The 18,167-nt window shown below is 72.2% G+C and carries 9 protein-coding genes; 6 read left to right on the top strand and 3 right to left on the bottom strand.

The annotated features are described in order from the left end of the window. Positions 1-13 precede the first annotated feature (13 nt). A complete protein-coding gene (locus tag ACFQW6_RS16955; RefSeq protein ID WP_378547956.1) occupies positions 14-11,299 on the bottom strand; it encodes a putative Ig domain-containing protein in 11,286 nt (3,761 codons plus the stop codon). 199 nt (positions 11,300-11,498) lie between these two features. Between ACFQW6_RS16955 and ACFQW6_RS16950 the strand changes: the two genes are divergently transcribed. From ACFQW6_RS16950 to ACFQW6_RS16930, 5 genes are read left to right on the top strand one after another with little or no spacing between them, the layout of a single operon-like run. Next, positions 11,499-13,544, top strand: coding sequence for a methylmalonyl-CoA mutase family protein (locus ACFQW6_RS16950; protein WP_378547953.1), 2,046 nt, complete (start codon positions 11,499-11,501; stop codon positions 13,542-13,544). A gap of 31 nt (positions 13,545-13,575) precedes the next feature. Continuing rightward, positions 13,576-13,824 (top strand): hypothetical protein, encoded by a 249-nt coding sequence (locus ACFQW6_RS16945; protein WP_378547950.1) that lies wholly within the window; start codon positions 13,576-13,578, stop codon positions 13,822-13,824. A 36-nt stretch (positions 13,825-13,860) separates the two neighbouring features. Then, complete coding sequence (locus ACFQW6_RS16940) at positions 13,861-14,391, top strand: ferritin (protein WP_378547947.1); 531 nt, start codon at positions 13,861-13,863, stop codon at positions 14,389-14,391. A 12-nt stretch (positions 14,392-14,403) separates the two neighbouring features. After that, on the top strand, positions 14,404-15,318 hold the full coding sequence (locus tag ACFQW6_RS16935; protein WP_378547944.1) for an NAD(P)/FAD-dependent oxidoreductase: 915 nt from the start codon (positions 14,404-14,406) through the stop codon (positions 15,316-15,318). Next, positions 15,311-15,922, top strand: a complete 612-nt coding sequence (locus ACFQW6_RS16930; protein ID WP_378547941.1) for a histidine phosphatase family protein — start codon at positions 15,311-15,313, stop codon at positions 15,920-15,922. The genes ACFQW6_RS16935 and ACFQW6_RS16930 overlap by 8 nt, the downstream gene beginning before the upstream one ends. Before the next feature lie 19 nt (positions 15,923-15,941). Here ACFQW6_RS16930 and ACFQW6_RS16925 read toward each other — a convergent pair whose 3' ends face one another. Together ACFQW6_RS16925 and nucS are read right to left on the bottom strand one after the other, a co-directional pair. Next, on the bottom strand, positions 15,942-16,394 hold the full coding sequence (locus ACFQW6_RS16925) for a DUF952 domain-containing protein (RefSeq protein WP_378547938.1): 453 nt from the start codon (positions 16,392-16,394) through the stop codon (positions 15,942-15,944). A 54-nt stretch (positions 16,395-16,448) separates the two neighbouring features. Next, positions 16,449-17,135, bottom strand: a complete 687-nt coding sequence (nucS, locus tag ACFQW6_RS16920) for an endonuclease NucS (protein WP_378547935.1) — start codon at positions 17,133-17,135, stop codon at positions 16,449-16,451. 24 nt (positions 17,136-17,159) lie between these two features. Between nucS and ACFQW6_RS16915 the strand changes: the two genes are divergently transcribed. Then, on the top strand, positions 17,160-18,146 hold the full coding sequence (locus ACFQW6_RS16915; protein WP_378547932.1) for a hypothetical protein: 987 nt from the start codon (positions 17,160-17,162) through the stop codon (positions 18,144-18,146). Positions 18,147-18,167 lie beyond the last annotated feature (21 nt).

The raw sequence follows: 18,167 nt of genomic DNA, 5'->3' as shown, positions 1-18,167 counted from the left end.
CGGCCAGGGCCACTCAGCCCGCCGGCAGCACCTCGATCGCCGAGATCTTGGCCTGGTCGACCACGGAGTCGAGGTCGACGTCGACCTTCCCGTCGGTGACCTGCACCGTGTAGGACTTCACCACGGCCGTCGCCGACCCGACGTCGGCGACGATGTCGTAGTTGTCGAGCCGCAGCTGTCCCTCGAGCGCGACGTCGAAGACGCGCCGCCCGGCCCCGCCCGGACCACCACCGAAAGCGCCGAAGTAGATCTCGGCGAAGTGCAGGCGCACCGTGTACGCGCCGTTCTGCACCGGGATGTCGTAGTCGATCGCCCCGGTCGCGGTCGAGTACTCCGACTGGTAGAGCACGTCGTCGGTGGTCCCGGCGATGGCCACGGCGTTGGTGTAGGTCTTGCCGCCGGTGCCGTACTGCTGTGCGCCCCAGGCGACGCCCCCCGTGGTGACCGCCGGTCCGCCGGCGTTGACGCGGATCGCCGCCTGCGGCCGCGGCGGCGTGGTGACGCTCGCGGTCGTGGACGGCGCAGAGGCGTTCTGCGAGGTGTCCACGGCGAGCACCCGGTAGGTGACCTGGGTGCCGCCCGGCGCCGTGGTGTCGATGAGTGACAACCCCGCGACGGGCGTCCCGTTCACCCGTGTCCAGGTGGTCGAGCCCGCTGCCTGCCGCTCGACGACGTACCCGCCGAGGTCGGCCGCGGTGACAGCGTTCCACGCGATCCGGACGTCGTTGCCCTCGACCGACGCCGAGACACCCGTGGGCGCCGATGCGGGGCCGGTCGTGTCGGCAGACGCGACGGGGGCGATGTTGGTCATCAGGAACACGTTGTCCTGGTAGTCGCAGTTGGCACTGCCACCACCGCACCCGTTCTGCACGAAGTCCTGCCCGACGAGGTAGGCGCCGGGGACGGTGCGCCCACCGATCTCCACCGGCCAGACGCGGATGCCGAGGTTGGCGGGGTCGGTCGCGGTCGGGGCCTTGTTGGTGGTGTATCCCGCGATCGTCAACGGGAACGTCCCCGACGGGTTGGCCTGCCCCTGCTGGAAGGGCGCCGAGGCGGGCGCGGTGCCGCTCTGCGCCACCCGCGGGTAGAAGGACTGACCCCAGGCGCCGTCGTGGGAGCCGGAGATCGGGCTCGAGATGTTGTCGCCCGTCTCACCGCAGCACCCGTGCAGGGCCGTCAGCTGGCGTGCGGTGACCGGCCGGGAGGGATCGAGCCGCTTCCACAGCAGGGACCGCACCTCGTCACCCTGGAGCGGACCGTCGTAGGCGTCCTCGAGCGGTTCGCCGATGGTGGTGGAGTAGCCGAAGACGCGCGCGACGTCGGTCATGGTGGGCTCCACACCCCCCTCGGGCTGCGGCTGCCAGTAGCCGCGCAGCTGGACCGGCAGCTCGGGTCGGTTGGCGGCGTTGGAGGTGATGGTCATCGTCGCGCCGTACGCGCCCCGACTGCCCGCTCCGCCGAACTGCACGCGCAGGTCGTAGGTCCCGCCCGGTGCGACGGTGAGCGGGAGGGTGGTGCCCGGGGTGGTGAAGCTCGTCGTGCTGGCGCGCACGCCCGGGGTCGGGTCCACAGGGGCAGAGAGCGCGAGACCGCTCACGACCAGTGCGTCGTCGGGATCGGTGTTGCTGATCCTGAGGGTGGCCGTGTCGTGGGTGACCGCGGCCGCATGGGTGGGCGTGCTCGTCGTCCGGTTGTTGAGGTGGTGCATGACGAGGAAGTCCTCGGCCATGCCCGGGACCACGGCGCCGGCGACGCGCTGGGCGTCCTGGTTCGCGATGGCGATGGCCGCCACGCTGCCGTCGACGATGGTGAACGTCCGGGTCGCGGTCGTGTCGTTGCCGGCCGCGTCGGTGGCCGTGACGGTCACCGTGTGCGCGCCCAGGCCGGTGACCTCCAGCCGGTCGTCGGGCGGACGCGGGACGTCCGCGCCGTCGAGCGTCCAGTCGACGAACTCGGTCCCCGAGCCGCCGCGGTCGACGACGTCGGCGACGACCGTGGCCCTGTTGACGTAGCCGCCGGGGCCGGTGACGCCGGTGACGGACAGGTCGACGGTCGGCGGGATGACGTCCACGTCGGAGCCCGAGGCGACGCTGACCCACTGCACCTTGGTGTTGCTGCCGGTGGAGGCGAGCGTGAGCCGCCCGTCGGTCACGTCGACCGACGCGGTGGCCACGCGGTAGTCGCCGGGGCCGGTCGGGACGAAGCCCGACACGAGCGGCACGCCCTCGGCCGCGAGGCCGTGCGAGGAGTCCGCGAAGCCGGCGTCGCCCACCGAGACCGAGACGGTGTAGGTGCCGTCGGCGACGGCGAGCTCCCACTCCCCGTCCACCACGCCGGCGACCTCGGTGTCGTCGACGATCATCAGCGTGCTCGTCAGCGGGTCGGGGTCCTGCGTGCGGGCCCGGGTGTCGGCGGTCTTGGTCGCGCCGCCCTCGGTCCGCCCCCAGCCGTAGCCGCGTGCCTCGGTGAACAGCTGCCCGCTGTCGGCCGACCAGCCGGTCGGCGTCGGCGACGCGGCGGGCTGGAAGCTCACCTGCGCCACCGTCTCGCCGCCCCCGCCGGTGACCGGGGTGACCTCGATGTAGTCGATCTTGGCGTTGGTGCCGCCGACGGCGTCCACGGTGAGCTCGCCGTCGGACACCGTGACGACCTGGGTGCCGGTCGCGTGGTGGCCGGCGCTGCCCGCCGGTCCGCTCGGGACGTGGGGGGCCGCGAGCAGCGGCACGCCCTCGACACGGACCTGGTGGGCCTCGGGGTCGGAGTTCGTCGCCGGGTCGCCGACGGCCGCCGTGACCTGGTAGGTGCCGTCGCCGATCGCGAGCTCCCACGTGCCGGTGTTGCAATTGTTGGCCGTGCAGTTGGGCGCGCTCTGCTGCTGGTACTGCATGTGCATGAACGTGTCGAGGCGCTGGTCGCTGTTGAGGTTCCGCTCGCGGCCCGACGTGGTGCGGGCCTCGGGGGCCAGCGTCGTGGCGTTGCGCCAGCCGTAGGTCAGCCCGCCCTGGTCGGCGAGGGTGCGCGGACCGTAGGCCTGGCCGAAGTCGCGCAGGTGACCCGCGGGCACCGGCGCCGTCTCGCTCTGGAAGTTCACCCGGATGGTCTGTCCCGGCGGCTGGGTGCCGCCGGCGGGCTCGACGTTGCGGACGATGAAGACCACGTCGTTGAAGTCGAACCCGGACGTGTGCTCCTCGGTCGCGACGACGTACGCGTGCGGCACCGGCTGCCCGCCCTCCACGAGCGGGTAGACCCGGACGTGGTTGCCGATCGCGCCGGCGAAGGTGTTGAGCGAGTCCTGGCTGTGGACCAGCCGGTTGGCGAAGAACGGCCACCGCGAGACGAACCCGAACGTCGACTGTCCCGGGTCGAGCTGCAGCGCCCCGGTGGTCGTCGGCGTCAGTGTCTGCCCGTTGGAGGCCGGCGAGTTCGACACCGAGAACAGGGCGTTGCGGGTCGCCGGTGCGGCGTCGTCGTACCACGACACCTCGGTGACCGGCGCGCTGTCGGTGGGCCCGAACACCGAGATCGGCTCGACGGTGACCGGGCCGTCCGCGAAGCGGGTGAACGACTCCACGTCGATGCTGTCGCCCAGGGTCGGCGAGACGCGCTCGCTCGAGCTGGAGTGGATCTCGTTGGTGGCGTCGTTGTCGTCACCGGTGTCGATGCCCAGCTCCCAGGCGTCGAAGACGTACTGGAGCGACGGCTCCGCGGAGCCACCGAGCCCGTCCGTCCCCAGCCCACGCAGCGAGACCGTCGGCGCGCTCCCGGCGCTGAGGGCCATCCCGAGCGAGGCCGGAGCCACGCCCTCGGTGCTCGGGTCGAACGAGACCTGGACGGTCATCGACGCGCCGGGGGCGAGCGTGGCCGGCAGCGGCGTGCTGGGCGTGCGGGTGTACGCCGCCGCGCCCGTCCCGCTGATGGTCGCCCCGGTCACGGTGGTGGCCTCGTTGCCCTCGTTGGTCACCGTCACGGTGCCGAGCGTCCGCGAGCCGGCGCTGGTGACCTGGTTGCCCACGAGGCGACGGGTGCTGACCGACACGTCGGCGCCGCCCTGGCCGTCCGGGACCCGGAGCAGGTAGAGCCGCGGCTGGCCGCTGCTCTGGTCGTAGGAGTTGACGTAGAGGTTGCCGGTGTCGAGGTCCTCGACGATGTCCAGCGGGTCGTCGAAGCCGGAGAATCCACCGATCGTCGACCCGGCCTGGCCGCCCTCGATCTGCCCGTCGGCCGCGGCCTCGAGGGTGAAGACGTCGTCGAAGTTGGAGAACCGGACGACCATCAGGCGGCCCTTGAGCTTGCCGCCGAAGGTGTTGGAGCGGTACTCGATGACGCCGTTGGGCGACTTGTTGAACTCGAAGTCGTAGGCCCAGCCGCGGTAGTTGCGGTCGGGTGCCACCGAGGCGGGGTACTTCGACCCGCCCGAGCCGGCGCCCTCGGGGTTGCCGCCGTTGTTGAGGACCCACTCGCAGCGCGAGGGGTTCGGGTGGCCGTAGTAGCCGCCCGCCTCGACGTCGAAGAGGAAGTCGCGCTGGGTGTTGTGGTTGGTCACCGCGGGCACTGACGGGGCCGTGTAGGGCGTGCCGTCGATGCGGCGGGTGGCGCACTCGGAGGTCACGTTGCCCCCGGGGACCTGGCCGGTGCGGGTCAGCGTGCCGGCGCTGGCGGTGACGCCGGGGCTGTTGCCGCCGCTGGCCGTGCCGTTGGTCGGCACGTAGAGGCTGCCGTTGGAGGCGTGCACGAGGTCGTACGCGTTGCGGATGCCGGTGGCGTAGATCTTCAGCGGGGCCGACGCGGCGAACGGGTCGTAGGAGCCGCCCTTGTCGACGGTCTGGACGTCGACCGGCCCGGAGGCCTGGACGCGCTGCCAGGTGGCGGCCGGGTCGAAGGTCAGCATCGCCGCGGTGAGCAGCGTCTCGCCCCGGTCGCCCCAGGCGCCGTCGGGGTCGCCCGCGGCCTGGTTGGAGCCCTGGAGGAAGTAGAGCCTGCCGCCGGGGCCGTAGGAGATCGAGTTGGACAGGTGGTCCTTCTGCGAGCGGGGCAGGTTGATGAACACGTCGGAGACGACCGGGTTTGCCACGCTGCCCGAGAAGTCGACCCGGCTCAGCTTGGAGCCGAAGGCCTGCGACTCGTTGCCGATGTTGGCCGTCGCGTGGGTCACCCACGCCACGTCGGGGTCGGTGCGGTCGAACACGAAGCCGACCGCGGCCCGGCCGAGGAAGGCGTTGATGGGCTGCTCGGCACCGAGCGTGCCGTCGGCGTTGATCGGGTAGCGGAACATGCCCTGCCCGATGGTCGTGGCCCACAGGTGGCCGTCGTGGACCACGAGGGAGGCGTAGTACTTGCCGTTCTTGCCCAGGTCGACCTTCTGGAAGTCGACGCCGTTGACCGGGTCGAAGGTGCCGTTGGGCGGCTCCACGTCACCGCTGCCGGTCGTGAACAGCGAGCGGAAGGGGACGAAGGTGCGACCCGTGGTGTCCTTCACGCCGTCGACCACGAACCGGTAGGTGGTGGTGGCCTTGAGGTTGCCGCTCTGCTGGAAGTTGATCGAGTCACCACCGCCGGTCGTGTTGCGGTTGCCCGCGACCTCGACGTCGGGTGCGCTGCCCGGGACGACCTCGAAGAGCCGCACGGTGGCGTCGGTGACGGTGGCCGGGTCGACCGGTCCCGGCTCGGCGCTGGTGCCGACGAGGTGGACGTCGGCCGCCACGCCCTCGCCGAGCGGAGCACCGAGCGACCGGTTGGCCGGACGCGTCTGCACGACGAACGGCAGCGGGTCGGCCACGGTGGCGCTCGCCGACCTGATCTCGACGTAGGCCAGCTTGGTGTTGGTGCCGCCCGTGGCGTTGATCGTCAGCTCACCGTCGACGACCCCGACCCGCGTGGTGGCGGTGTCGAACTCCGCCGACGCGCTGCCGGTGAACCCCTCGATGAGTGCCGAGTTCTCGACGTTGACCGCGTGGAGGCTGTCGTAGCTGGTGGCACCCGGCTGGTCGCCGACCGCCACGGTCACGTCGTAGGTGCCGTTGGCGACCGCGAGCTGCCAGTCGCCGTCCTGGCACACGTTGGGCGGGCACGCCGCGTTGGGCACGTCCGCGAACTGCATGTGGATGATCGAGTCGAGCCGGGTGTCCACGCCGGTCCGGCCGCGCACGCGGCCGTTGCCGACGAGCGACAGCTCCTCCTCGCTGTTCTCCTTGACCCAGCCGTAGACGTGCTCGCCGCCACCCTGCGAGGCGCCGGTGCGCTGGCCGTAGGGCTGCCCGTAGTCCTTGAGGTAGCCCGGGGCCGGTGTGCCGGCCTCGGAGGTGAAGTCCACCTTGACGTCGAGCGGGGTGTAGGGCTCGACGACGCCACCGATGAGCTCGGCGGAGAAGTCGGCGAAGGACACCACGACGTTGTCGGAGGCCGGGGCGCCGCGCTTGGTGGCGTAGACGCCACCGAAGGTGACCGGTCCGCCCGACCCGGAGGGGAGAGCGGTGCCGTCGAGGAAGCTCGCCGGCACGGGGAGCTGCGTGGATCCCCACGTGTTGGCCGGGTCTATCAGCGCACCGAGCTGGCCGTCGCCCACGGCGTACGACCCGCGGACCACCGGCTGGGCGCCGGAGGCGTCGACCTGGAGCACCAGGCGGACCCGCTGGCCGCTCGGGAACGAGGCGGAGTTGAGCTCGTACGTCGTCGCGGGCTGGGCGATCCCGCCGACCTCCTTGACCAGCTGGACCTTGTTGGTCGTGGCCGAGACCCGGACCACGGCGAGCTTGACGTAGTTGTCCTCGTCGAGGCCGAACCAGAGTCCGCCCTGCTGGCTGCCGTTGGTGGTGCCGGGGAAGCTCGGGTCGACGACCGTCGTCTGGAGCTCGTAGCCGTCGGTGCCACCCGCGAGGCCGACGCCCAGCATGTTGAGCTGGGAGTTGGTGCCGGCGCTGTCGGCCGGACGACGGTAGGCGATGCCCTTGGTGGCGGTGATCCTCAGGTTGCCGGCCGCTTGGCCGAGCAGTCCGGGCTCGAAGCCCGGCACGTCGGGCGTGCTGGGCGTCGCCGGCGCCGGAGCCTGGTCGACGTTGCTGCGGGCCGAGGGGTCGTCCACCATGGTGAAGCCGGTGCCGGCCAGCCCGCTCTGCGAACCGTCGAAGTCGAGCACGTAGGGAGTGTCGACCCGCACCGTGGAGCAGGGCTCCGTCGTGATCGGCAGGCACGGCGCGCCGGCTTCGGAGACGGCGATCCGGACCGTCCGCGTGCCGGACGCCCGGCCGTCGCTCGCGGTCACGACGACGTCGTACGGGCTCGCTGCTGCGGTGCCTGCGGCGGGCGTGCCGGCCAGCGTGGCCGTGCCGTCGCCGTTGTCGGTGAGGGTGAGCCCCTCGACGGCGAGGTCGGAGCTGATGGTCACGTCGTCGCCCTCGGCGTCAGTCGTGGTGATCGTGACCGGGGAGAGGGGTGTGCCCTCGACGGCCGCGACGTCGGCGACGGCTGCGACGACGGGTGCGGTGTTGGGGACCTCGTGCGCCTGGACGGCGAAGTCGCCGAACGTCACGGTGGTGACGTCGGAGACCGGCGCGTTGCGCTTGGTGGCGAAGAGGCCGGCGAAGCCCTGCGGCGCCTCGGTGCCGACCGTGGTCCCGGTCAGGACGGACTCCGGCACCGGGACGGCGTCGGTGTCGACGGTGTTGGCCGTGTCGACGAGCAGGGTGCGCTGGCCGGCGCCGACGGTGTAGAAGAGCTGAGCCGTTCCTCCGGCGCCTGCGGTGTCGACGACCTCGAGCTCCAGCTTCACGTCCTGGCCGACGTTGAAGCCGGCGCTGTTGAGCTCGTACTGCGTGCCCGGCGTCGCCACGCCGCCGACCTCGCGCAGCAGCTGGACCTTGTTCTGGGTCGCCGACACGCGGGACACGACGGCCTTGACGTAGGTGTCCTCGTCGAGGCCGAACCAGAGGCCGCCCTGCTGCGAGCCGTTGGTGGTGCCTGGGAAGGTCGGGGCGAGCACGGTGGTCGTCAGGTCGTAGCCGGTGGTCGAGCCGCGCACGCCCACGCCGAGGGCGTTGAGCTGGGCGTTGGGGGCGCTCACGCCAGTCTGACCCGGGGCGCGGTACATGATGCCCTTGGTCGCGGTGATGGTGAGCTGGCCGCCACCGGGGGCCACGAGCGCGGGCTCGAGGCCGGGCGCGTCGGCGTACGTCGGCGTGGCCGGTGCCGGTGACTGGTCGACGCCCGAGCGCAGCGACGGCGGGTCGACCATCGTGAAGCCGGTGTCGTCCAGGCCGCCCTCGTCGCCGGTGAAGTCGAGCGAGACGGGCAGGTCGACCGCGATGTCACTGCAGGGCAGCGTCGAGCGCTTCGGGCACGGGGTGGCCGGCGCGGGCGCGACCAGGACCTGGAAGGTGACGGTGTCGGAGCCGCCGTCACCGTCGGAGACCGTGACGGTCGCGGTCGAGGTGCCGTCCGCGGTCGGCGTGCCGCCGAGCTGGATGCCGGTGCTCGTGCCGGTGCCCGTCATCCCGGCCGGGAGTCCGGTGACGGTGCGGGTGAGCTCGTCACCCTCCTCGTCGGTCGCGGGCACGAGCACAGTGGTCTCGACGGCCTGGCCCTCGGTCACCTCGACCGTGGCAGGGCTCGGGTCCCCGGCCACCGGGGCGTCGTTGACCTCGGTGACGGTGAGGACGAAGGTGTCGGTCGCCTTGGCGCCCGCGGCGTCCGTGGCCGTGACGGTCACCGAGAAGGTGCCGCCGACGGTCGGCGTGCCGCCGATGGTGCCGTTCGCCGCGTCGTACGAGACACCGCTGGGGAGGCCCGATGCGGTGGTGCTCGGCGTGCCGTCCTCCTCGTCGGTGGCCACGACGGTGATCCCGGCCATCGCCTGGCCCTCCGTGGCGGTGGCGTCGTCGACCGCGACGAGCACGGGGGCGTCGTTGACCGCGGTGACGGTGACGGTGAGCTCCTCGGCGGAGGCCATCGTGCCGTCGGAGGCGGACACCGTGACGGTGGACGTGCCGGCCAGGGTCGGTGTGCCCACGATCGTCGTGCCGTCGATCCTCAGGCCCGCCGGGAGGCCGGTGGCCGACAGCGTGACGGGCTTGCCCTCGGGGTCGGTGGCCTCGACCTGGATCGCGGTGATGGCCTTGTCCTCGGCGGTGGTGACGTCGGCGATCGGCGTGATCACCGGCGCCTCGTCGACGTCGGTCACCTTCACGGTGACGGTGGCCTCGTCGGTGAGGTCGCCCGACGTGGCGCGCACGGTCAGTGTGTAGCTGTCGACGTCCTCGTGGTCGACAGGGGCGGCCAGCGTGAGCTCGCCGGTCGCCGCGTCGATGGCGAACCGGCCCGCGCCGTTGCCTGCGGTGATGGCGAAGGAGATCGTGTCGTCGTCGCGGTCGGTGGCCACGACGGTGCCGACCTCGGCGCCGACCACGGCGGTCTCGGCGATGTCGAGCTCCTGGTCCTGGATCACGGGCGGGTGCTCCACGTCGCCCACGTCGACGGTGACGGTGGCGTCGGCCTCGTTCGCGCCGTCGTCGACGGTCGCGGTGAAGTTCAGCGTCCTCACGGTGGCGGTGGCCTCGGGGCGGGCGACCGTCACGATCCCCTCGGGGGAGACGTCGAAGTTCGCGTCGTCAGCGGAGAACGTGAGGTCTGCGGCCGGCGTCTCCTCGTCGGTGGCGACGAGCCTGCCGACGACCGTGCCGACAGGGGCGCCTTCGAGGACCGTGAGGTCCTGCGCGCGCATGATGGGCGCGTCGTCGACGGGGGTCGTGGTGATGGTGAAGACCTGGGCGCTGGGCACTGACGTCCCGTCATCGGCCGAGACCGTGACCGTGGCGGAGCCGCCCCGCGTCGGGGTGCCGGTGATCCTGCCGGTCGCGGCGTCGTACGTCAGGCCGCTGGGCAGCCCGGTCACGGTGATCGTGACGCTCTTGCCCTCCGGGTCGGTGGCCTCGACGGTGATCGGCGTGAGCGCCTGGTCCTCCGTGGTGGTGACGTCGTCGATCTCCTCGACCACCGGCGACTCATCGACGTCGGTGACCTTCACGGTGAGGGTCGCGTCGTCGCTGAGCCGGCCGTCGCTGGCACGGACCTCGAGCGTGTGGGTCGCGGTGCTTTCACGGTCGAGCGCGGCGGTGGCGGTGACGACACCGGTGGTCGGGTCGATCGTGAAGCCGTCGCCGACCAGGGTCCAGGTGAGGGTGTCCCCGTCGGGGTCACTGCCGGTGACGGCACCGACCTTGGTGCCGGCCGGTCCCTCCTTCACCTCGAGGATGCTGTCGTCGACCACCGGCGCGCGGTTGTCCGGCGCCGGCTCGCGCACGACGCCCAGGGCGAGGACCTCCCAGGGGGAGGTGTCGAGGCCGTCGTCGGCCCGGAAGCGGGCCGCGTAGGTGCCGGCCGACCCGGGCGGCGGGGTGCCGGAGACGGTGCCGGTCGCGCGGTCGAGGCGGAGCCAGTCGGGCAGCGTGCCGGCGTCGGCGATGTAGGACACGGGCCGCGGGGCCGCGTCCGGGTCGGAGCCGAGGAGCTGCACCGAGAAGGGCGAACCGATCGTCGCCGTGCGCGCGCCGGGCGGCGCAAGCGTGGGTGCCTGGTTGCGGACGGTCAGGCGGTAGGACGCCGACGTCGCCGCGAGGCCGTCGGACGCCTGGGTCGTCACCTGCCACGCCATGCCGACCGCGGAGCCGGGGGCGGTGCCCGTGACGGCGCCGGTGGTGGCGGACGTGGTGAGCCAGGCCGGCGGGACGGCCGGCGTACGGCCGTTGGCGGGCACGAAGGTGGTCACCCAGGCGATGTCGCGAGGCCCGCCGTCGGGGTCGTTGGCGGAAGGCTGCACGCGGACGGCCTCACCCGCGTCGACGGCGACGTCGGCGACGGCTGGGACCGAGGGAGCGCGGTTGGCGACGACGCGCAGCGTGAACCGCTTGCTGCGCGTCGCCCGGCCGTCCGTCACCGAGAGCACCAGCCGGTAGCGCTTCCCGGCGGCCGCCTGCGGGGCCTTCCCGCGCAGCACGCCGGTCTTCCTGCTGAACGCCACCCACCGCGGCTTGCCGCGCAGGCCGAAGCGCAGGGCGCGCTCCGGGCCGTCGGGGTCGCTCACCCGTGGCCGCAGCACCAGCTGGTGACCGACGACTGCGGTGGTCGGCGAGATCGCCTTGATCCGCGGCGGCTGGTTGCCTGGGCCTGCCGCGGCCACGGGCCCGAGGCCGGTGAGGACCAGGGCTGCCAGGAGCAGCACCGTCAGCGCTGAGCGCCGGGTCCGGGACGAGAAGACGGAATTGGCACGGCTGATCAGCGACACGACGAAGTCCCCACGAGATTCCCCCATTGAGGAGCCCCCTGCTCCTCACCGAGCCGACATGCCACCACGAACGCCACGTCAGGCGACCCCTGACAACGGCGGAGAGTTCTCGAAGATTTGACCCACTTCCACCCCTCGGGGTCGGCCAGCACCCGGCTGGCAGGTGAGGCATCAGTCACACCTCGGACCGGTGACTCGTGGGTAACCGCCGTCCTACTGTGTCGCCATGACGGAATCTCCGGGCACCCCCACGGTCCACAGGAAGGACCGGCCCTGGGTGATGCGCACGTACGCCGGCCACTCCACGGCCGAGGCGTCCAACGCGCTCTACCGGACCAACCTGGCCAAGGGCCAGACCGGCCTGAGCGTCGCCTTCGACCTGCCGACGCAGACCGGCTACGACCCCGACAGCCCGCTCAGTCGCGGCGAGGTCGGCAAGGTCGGCGTACCGGTGCCGCACCTGGGCGAGATGCGCAAGCTCTTCCACGACATCCCCCTGACCGGGATGAACACCTCGATGACCATCAACGCGACGGCCATGTGGCTGCTCGCGATGTACCAGGTCGTGGCGGAGGAGCAGAACCCCGACCTCTCGCCCGAGGAGGTGGCCCACCAGCTCGCCGGCACCACCCAGAACGACATCATCAAGGAGTACCTCTCCCGCGGGACGTACGTCTTCGGACCCGAGGCCTCCCTGCGCCTGATCGGCGACATGATCGCCTACACGGTCCACGAGATCCCGAAGTGGAACCCGATCAACATCTGCAGCTACCACCTGCAGGAGGCCGGCGCGACGCCCGTGCAGGAGCTCGCGTACGCCATGTGCACCGCGATCGCCGTGCTCGACCAGGTGAAGGGCTCCGGCCAGGTGTCCGACGACGACTTCGAGAAGGTCGTCGGCCGGATCTCGTTCTTCGTCAACGCGGGCGTCCGGTTCATCGAGGAGACCTGCAAGATGCGGGCGTTCGTGCAGCTGTGGGACGAGATCACCCGCGAGCGCTACGACGTGCAGGACCCCAAGATGCGCCGCTTCCGGTACGGCGTGCAGGTCAACTCGCTTGGCCTCACCGAGGCCCAGCCGGAGAACAACGTCCAGCGCATCGTGCTGGAGATGCTCGGCGTGACGCTGTCCAAGGACGCGCGCGCCCGGGCCGTGCAGCTGCCCGCCTGGAACGAGGCGCTCGGCCTGCCGAGGCCGTGGGACCAGCAGTGGTCGCTGCGCTTCCAGCAGGTGCTTGCCTTCGAGTCCGACCTGCTGGAGTACGACGACATCTTCGCCGGCAGCCACGTCATCGAGGCGAAGGTCTCCGAGCTGGTCGAGGGCGCCAGGGCCGAGATCGACCGCGTGCAGGCGATGGGTGGGGCGATCGCCGCGGTGGAGTCCGGCTACATGAAGCAGAACCTCGTCTCGGCCCATGCCGCCCGGCGGTCGCGGATCGAGTCGGGCGAGGAGGTCGTCGTCGGCGTCAACCGCTTCGAGACGACCGAGCCCTCGCCGCTGACGGCCGACCTCGACGGAGCCATCATGGCCGCCGACCCCGCCGCCGAGCAGGCAGCCCTCGACTCCGTCGCAGCCTGGAAGGCGCAGCGAGACGAGACCGAGGTCGCCGAGGCGCTGGCGGCGCTGGCCGAGGCCGCGAAGACCGACGCCAACCTGATGGAGCCCACCCTCGTCGCGGCCCGGGCGGGCGCGACCACGGGGGAGTGGGCGGGCACGCTGCGCGAGGTCTTCGGCGAGTTCCGGGCCCCCACCGGCGTCAGCGGCGCTGTCGGCGCGGTGTCCGACGTGGGCTCGGCCGGCGCCGAGCTGTCCGCCGTCCGCGACCGGGTGAGGGCGACCGGCGAGGAGCTGGGCGGCCGGCTGCGGGTGCTGGTCGGCAAGCCGGGGCTCGACGGTCACTCCAACGGCGCGGAGCAGGTCGCCGTACGTGCGCGCGACGCGGGCTTCGAGGTGATCTACCAGGGCATCCGGCTCACCCCCGACCAGATCGTCGCGGCGGCCGTGGCCGAGGACGTGCACCTCGTCGGGCTCTCGATCCTCTCCGGCTCGCACATGGAGCTGGTGCCGGACGTGCTCGACGGGCTCGCAGCCGCCGGCCTCGGCGACCTCCCGGTGATCGTGGGCGGCATCATCCCGGGCTCGGACGCCCGGGCACTGATCGAGCGCGGGGTGGCCGCGGTGTACACCCCCAAGGACTTCGGCCTGACCGAGATCATGGGCGGCTTCGTGGACGTGATCCGCGCGGCCCACGGGCTGGACGACGATAGGTAAGGCTCCCCTAACCCTCTGCTACCCTCCCGGCGTGGGCAAGCAGGTCAAGCAGAGCAAGAAGGACAAGAAGGCGCGGGCCAAGGTCGAGACCTCGGCCCAGCTGACGATGCGCAAGCTCCCCAAGACCGAGTGCTGCGTGTCGAAGAAGCGCTGCCAGCGCTGCCCCCTGCGCATGCTCAAGGAGGGCACCCTGCCCGTCGGCTACACCGTCCACAAGCGCAAGCTGGTGCGGCTCGACGGCAAGAAGGTCACCAAGAAGAAGCTCGCCAAGGCAGCCTGACCCGCGCCTGACCCGTCCCCCCACAGAGGAGCCCACGTGCCCGCCTCCCGCTTCGCCGCGCAGCTCAACGCCCAGATCGGCAACGAGCTCGCCGCCCACAACCAGTACCTCGCCTGCGCCATCTACTACGACGCGCTCACCATGCCGCGCATGGCGGCGTTCTTCTACGGGCAGGCGCTCGAGGAGCGCGGGCACGCGATGATGATGGTCCAGTACCTCGTCGACACCGATGCCGAGGTCGTCATCCCGGCCGTCGCCGCGCCGACCTCCGCCTTCGCCGACCTGGTGGCCCCGGTCGAGCTGGCCCTGGCCCAGGAGCGCACGGTCACCGACCAGATCAACGGCCTGCTGCGCATCGCGCGCGAGGAGGGCGACTTCGCCTCCGAGCAGTTCATGCAGTGGTTCATCAAGGAGCAGGTCGAGGAGGTCGCGACCATGAGCGACCTGCTTGCGGTCGCGAGCCGCAACCGTGACGACATCGAGGACATCGAGGAGTACGTCGCCCGCGAGCACGGTGACGAGGGGGAGGACCCGACCGCCCCGCGTCAGGCCGGCGCCGGGGGCTGACAGACTGCCGCCATGGGGCGTGTGATCGTCGTCGGGGCCGGGGTCGTCGGACTCACGTGCGCGGTGCGCCTGCTCGAGGCGGGGCATCGCGTGGACGTCGTCGCCCGCGACCTCCCGCTCGAGACGACGTCCGTGGTCGCAGCCGCGCTGTGGTCGCCGTACGTCGCGGAGCAGGCGCACGTGCTGCGCTGGTCGCGCCGTGCGTACGACGTCTATGCAGAGCTGGCGGCCGACGACGGCACGGGCGTGGCGCTGCGTGAGGGTACGGAGGTCTTCCGCGAGGAGTCGCCGCCGCCATGGTGGCACGAGGCGCTGCCACCGGGCGTCGGCCCGGACCGGGAGACCCGGCTGCCGGCCAGCTTCGCCGCGGGCTGGACGATGACGTGCCCGGTCATCGAGATGCCGGTCTACCTGCGTTGGCTCGTCGCGCGGGTGGAGGGCCTGGGCGGGACGGTCACCCGGATGAACCTCTCCAGCCTGCCCACCGAGAGCGGAGCGCTGGTGGTCAACGCCAGCGGCATCGGGGCCAAGCACCTCGCCGCGGACCCGACCGTCGGACCGGTGCGCGGCCAGGTGATGCTCGTCGAGCAGGTCGGGCTCGAGCGATGGGTGCTCGACAGCGACGCGCCGACGTACGTGATCCCGCGCAGCCGCGACGTCGTGGTGGGCGGCACCCACGAGGCGGGGGAGTGGAGCCGGACCGTGGAGCCGGCCACCGCCGCGTCCATCCTGGAGCGCGCGACCGTGCTGGTCCCGGAGATCGCCGGTGCCCGGGTCATCCGGCACAAGGTGGGGCTGCGGCCGGCGCGCCCGACGGTCCGGCTCGAGCGCGTCGGGGACGTGGTGCACTGCTACGGCCACGGCGGGTGCGGGGTCACGGTCAGCTGGGGCTGCGCCGACGACGTCGTGGGCCTGGTCGATGGGTGACCTCCAGTGCGCCGCGCGGATCTTCGTCGCGCGTCACGGTGCGGCCGACTACGAGAGCGAGCTCCTCAGCGACGCGGGCGGCTGGTTGAGCCCGCTCGGCCGCCGGCAGTCGCGCGAGCTGGCCGACCGGCTCGAGGGCGAGCGGATCGCCCGGGTGTGGACCAGCGACCTCTCGCGGGCCGTGCAGAGCGGGGAGATCGTCGCCGCCCGGGTCGGCGTCGACGTCACCGTCCGCACCGGGCTGCGCGAGTTCGGCGTCGGCGACGCCGCCGGGACGACGGGCGACCCCGACCCGTTCGCGTCGACGTTCGCCGCCTGGCTGGGCGGCGACCTGTCCGCCCGGATCCCCGGGGGCGAGAGCGGGCTGGAGGTGGTGGCCCGCTACGAGGCCGTCCTCGAGGAGGTCGCCGACGCGCACCGGGGCGAGTCGGTGCTGGTGGTGAGCCACGGCGGGGTGATGTGCCTGGTGCTTCCCCTGCTGGCCCGCAACCTCGCGCCCGACCACACCCGCGACCTGCCGCTGCCCAGCTGCGGGGTGGTCGCGCTCGAGGCCGATGCCGACGGCTGGGTTGCCCGCTGCTGGGCCGACCGGCCGCTCGACTGACCGAGGGTCGGCGACGTCGTCAACGCGTGACGCCGACGGCCCACAGCAGGACGGCGAGGGCGATCATCGCGGCCAGCGCCAGCCCCATGCGTACAGCCATCCCCTTCATCCACAGCGACATGAGCGTCTCGCTGCGCCCGTGGCGGTCGAGCGGCGTCACCTCGACGACCGCCCCACGGTCGATCGGCCCGTAGACGTGGGGGTACGTGTCGTCGCCGACGGGCTCGACCCGCACCTCCGCGTCCCTCAGCCGCGCCGGGTCGATGCTGAGCAGCACGAGGTGCTCGTCGGCGCCGCGGTAGTAGCGGTCGAACACGCGTTGCACCTGGTCACGCCGGCTGGCGTGGATGAACCCCTCCTCCTCGAGGCTTCGCCCGATGGTCGAGGTGGTGTAGGTCCCGCTCTCCAGCGTGCGCCGCCAGTCCGCGGCCGTGGCGATGTGGAAGATGCGCTCAGGCGGACTCGGTGTCACCGTGCGAGGGTAGCGACGTGACTGACCCGCGGGGCTTCAGTCGGCTGCGACTGGCTAGAACAGCCGGTGCTCGGCGTCGTCCATCCCGCGGAGCGCGTCGTAGTCCACGAGGGCGCAGGCGATGCCGCGGTCGGTGGCGAGCACGCGAGCCTGGGGCTTGATCTCCTGGGCGGCGTAGATGCCCCGCACGGGGCCCCTGCTGGTGAGCATCGGGTCGCGGTTGAGGAGCTCGAGGTAGCGCGTGAGCTGCTCGACGCCGTCGATCTCGCCCCGCCGCTTGATCTCGACCGCGACGGACAGGCCCTCGGCGTCGCGGCACATGAGGTCGACCGGGCCGATGGCGGTCATGAACTCCCGGCGGACCAGGGTGAGGCCGTCGGCAAGGGTCGCGGGGTGCTCGGCGAGCAGCTCCTGCAGGTGCTTCTCCACGCCGTCCTTCTGCAGGCCCGGGTCGACGCCGAGGTCGTGCGAGGAGTCGTGCAGGACCTCCTCGATGAGGATCCGCAGCGTGTCGTCGGACTTGGTCGCGGTCACCAGCCACTCAGCCTGCCCGTCCTCGGAGACGCCCTCGCGGACCGTGCACGGGGGCGACATCCAGTTGAGCGGCTTGTAGGAGCCGCCGTCGGAGTGGATCAGCACCGACCCGTCCGACTTGAGCATCAGGACGCGGGTGGCGAGCGGGAGGTGGGCCGAGAGACGTCCGGCGTAGTCCACCTGGCAGCGTGCGACGACGATCCTCACGACCGGCGAATCTACAGTGACCCCGTGACCGACCACGCAGTGCGCCCCGCGCGGCAGCGCGACCTCGTGCAGCTCGACCTCGACGAGCGGCCCGCCACCCCGGGCTTCGTGATGGTCGCAGGCGATCCGCCCGTCGGGCACGTGCGCGTCGACCTCCTCGACGGCCACGCCCACCTCGCGGCGCTCGTCGTCGGCGCGGACCTCGACGGCAGCACGGCTCGCGCCCTCGTGGAGTCGGCGTGCGAGCGTCTCGCCGCGCGCGGCCACGGGCAGCTCACGGCCCGTCCGTACGCCGGGACCGAGGCCGCGACCTACACCGCGCTCGGCTTCGTCGAGATCCCTGCCGACGAACCGCTGCCCGGCCCCCTGGCCCGGATGCCCGCGGCGCCGGGGCACGTCCTGTTGCGTCGCGTGCTGCGCACCCACCGCACGACGACGGAGCTGTCCTCGCTCCTGCCCGAGCTCGACACCGCCCCGCGCGACGTGGGCACGCTGCGCGCCGTCGTACGCCGCCCGGCGCTGGGTGCGCGCGAGGTGCTGGACGTCGGCCACCTCGACGTCACCGAGGGCCTCGTCGGCGACACGTGGGTCGAGCGGGGGAGTCGTCGCATGCCGGACGGGTCGCCCCACCCCGACATGCAGCTCAACCTGATGAACCACCGCGTCGTCGAGTTCCTCGCCCAGGACCCGGACCGCGAGCAGCTGGCCGGCGACCAGATGTTCGTCGACCTCGACCTCTCCCACGACAACCTGCCCGCCTGGAGCGAGCTCCACATCGGTGGGCCCGACGGCGCGGTCATCGTGGTCACCGACCAGCCCCACACCGGGTGCGGCAAGTTCATCGCCCGCTTCGGCAAGGACGCGCTGGCCTTCATCAACGGGCCCGAGGGCAAGTCGCGCCGGCTGCGCGGGCTGTGCGCCAAGGTGGTGCGCCCCGGGCCGGTCCGACCGGGCGACGAGGTGCGCGTCGTACGCCCACCGGCCCTCGCTCCGGGCGCCCCGGTGGAGTGACGCTTCCCACATCTCCGATGC

It is taken from the genome of Nocardioides sp. GCM10028917 (assembly GCF_042666175.1).
In the GTDB taxonomy this organism is placed as follows: domain Bacteria; phylum Actinomycetota; class Actinomycetes; order Propionibacteriales; family Nocardioidaceae; genus Nocardioides.
This window is presented reverse-complemented; position numbering and strand designations above follow the sequence as displayed.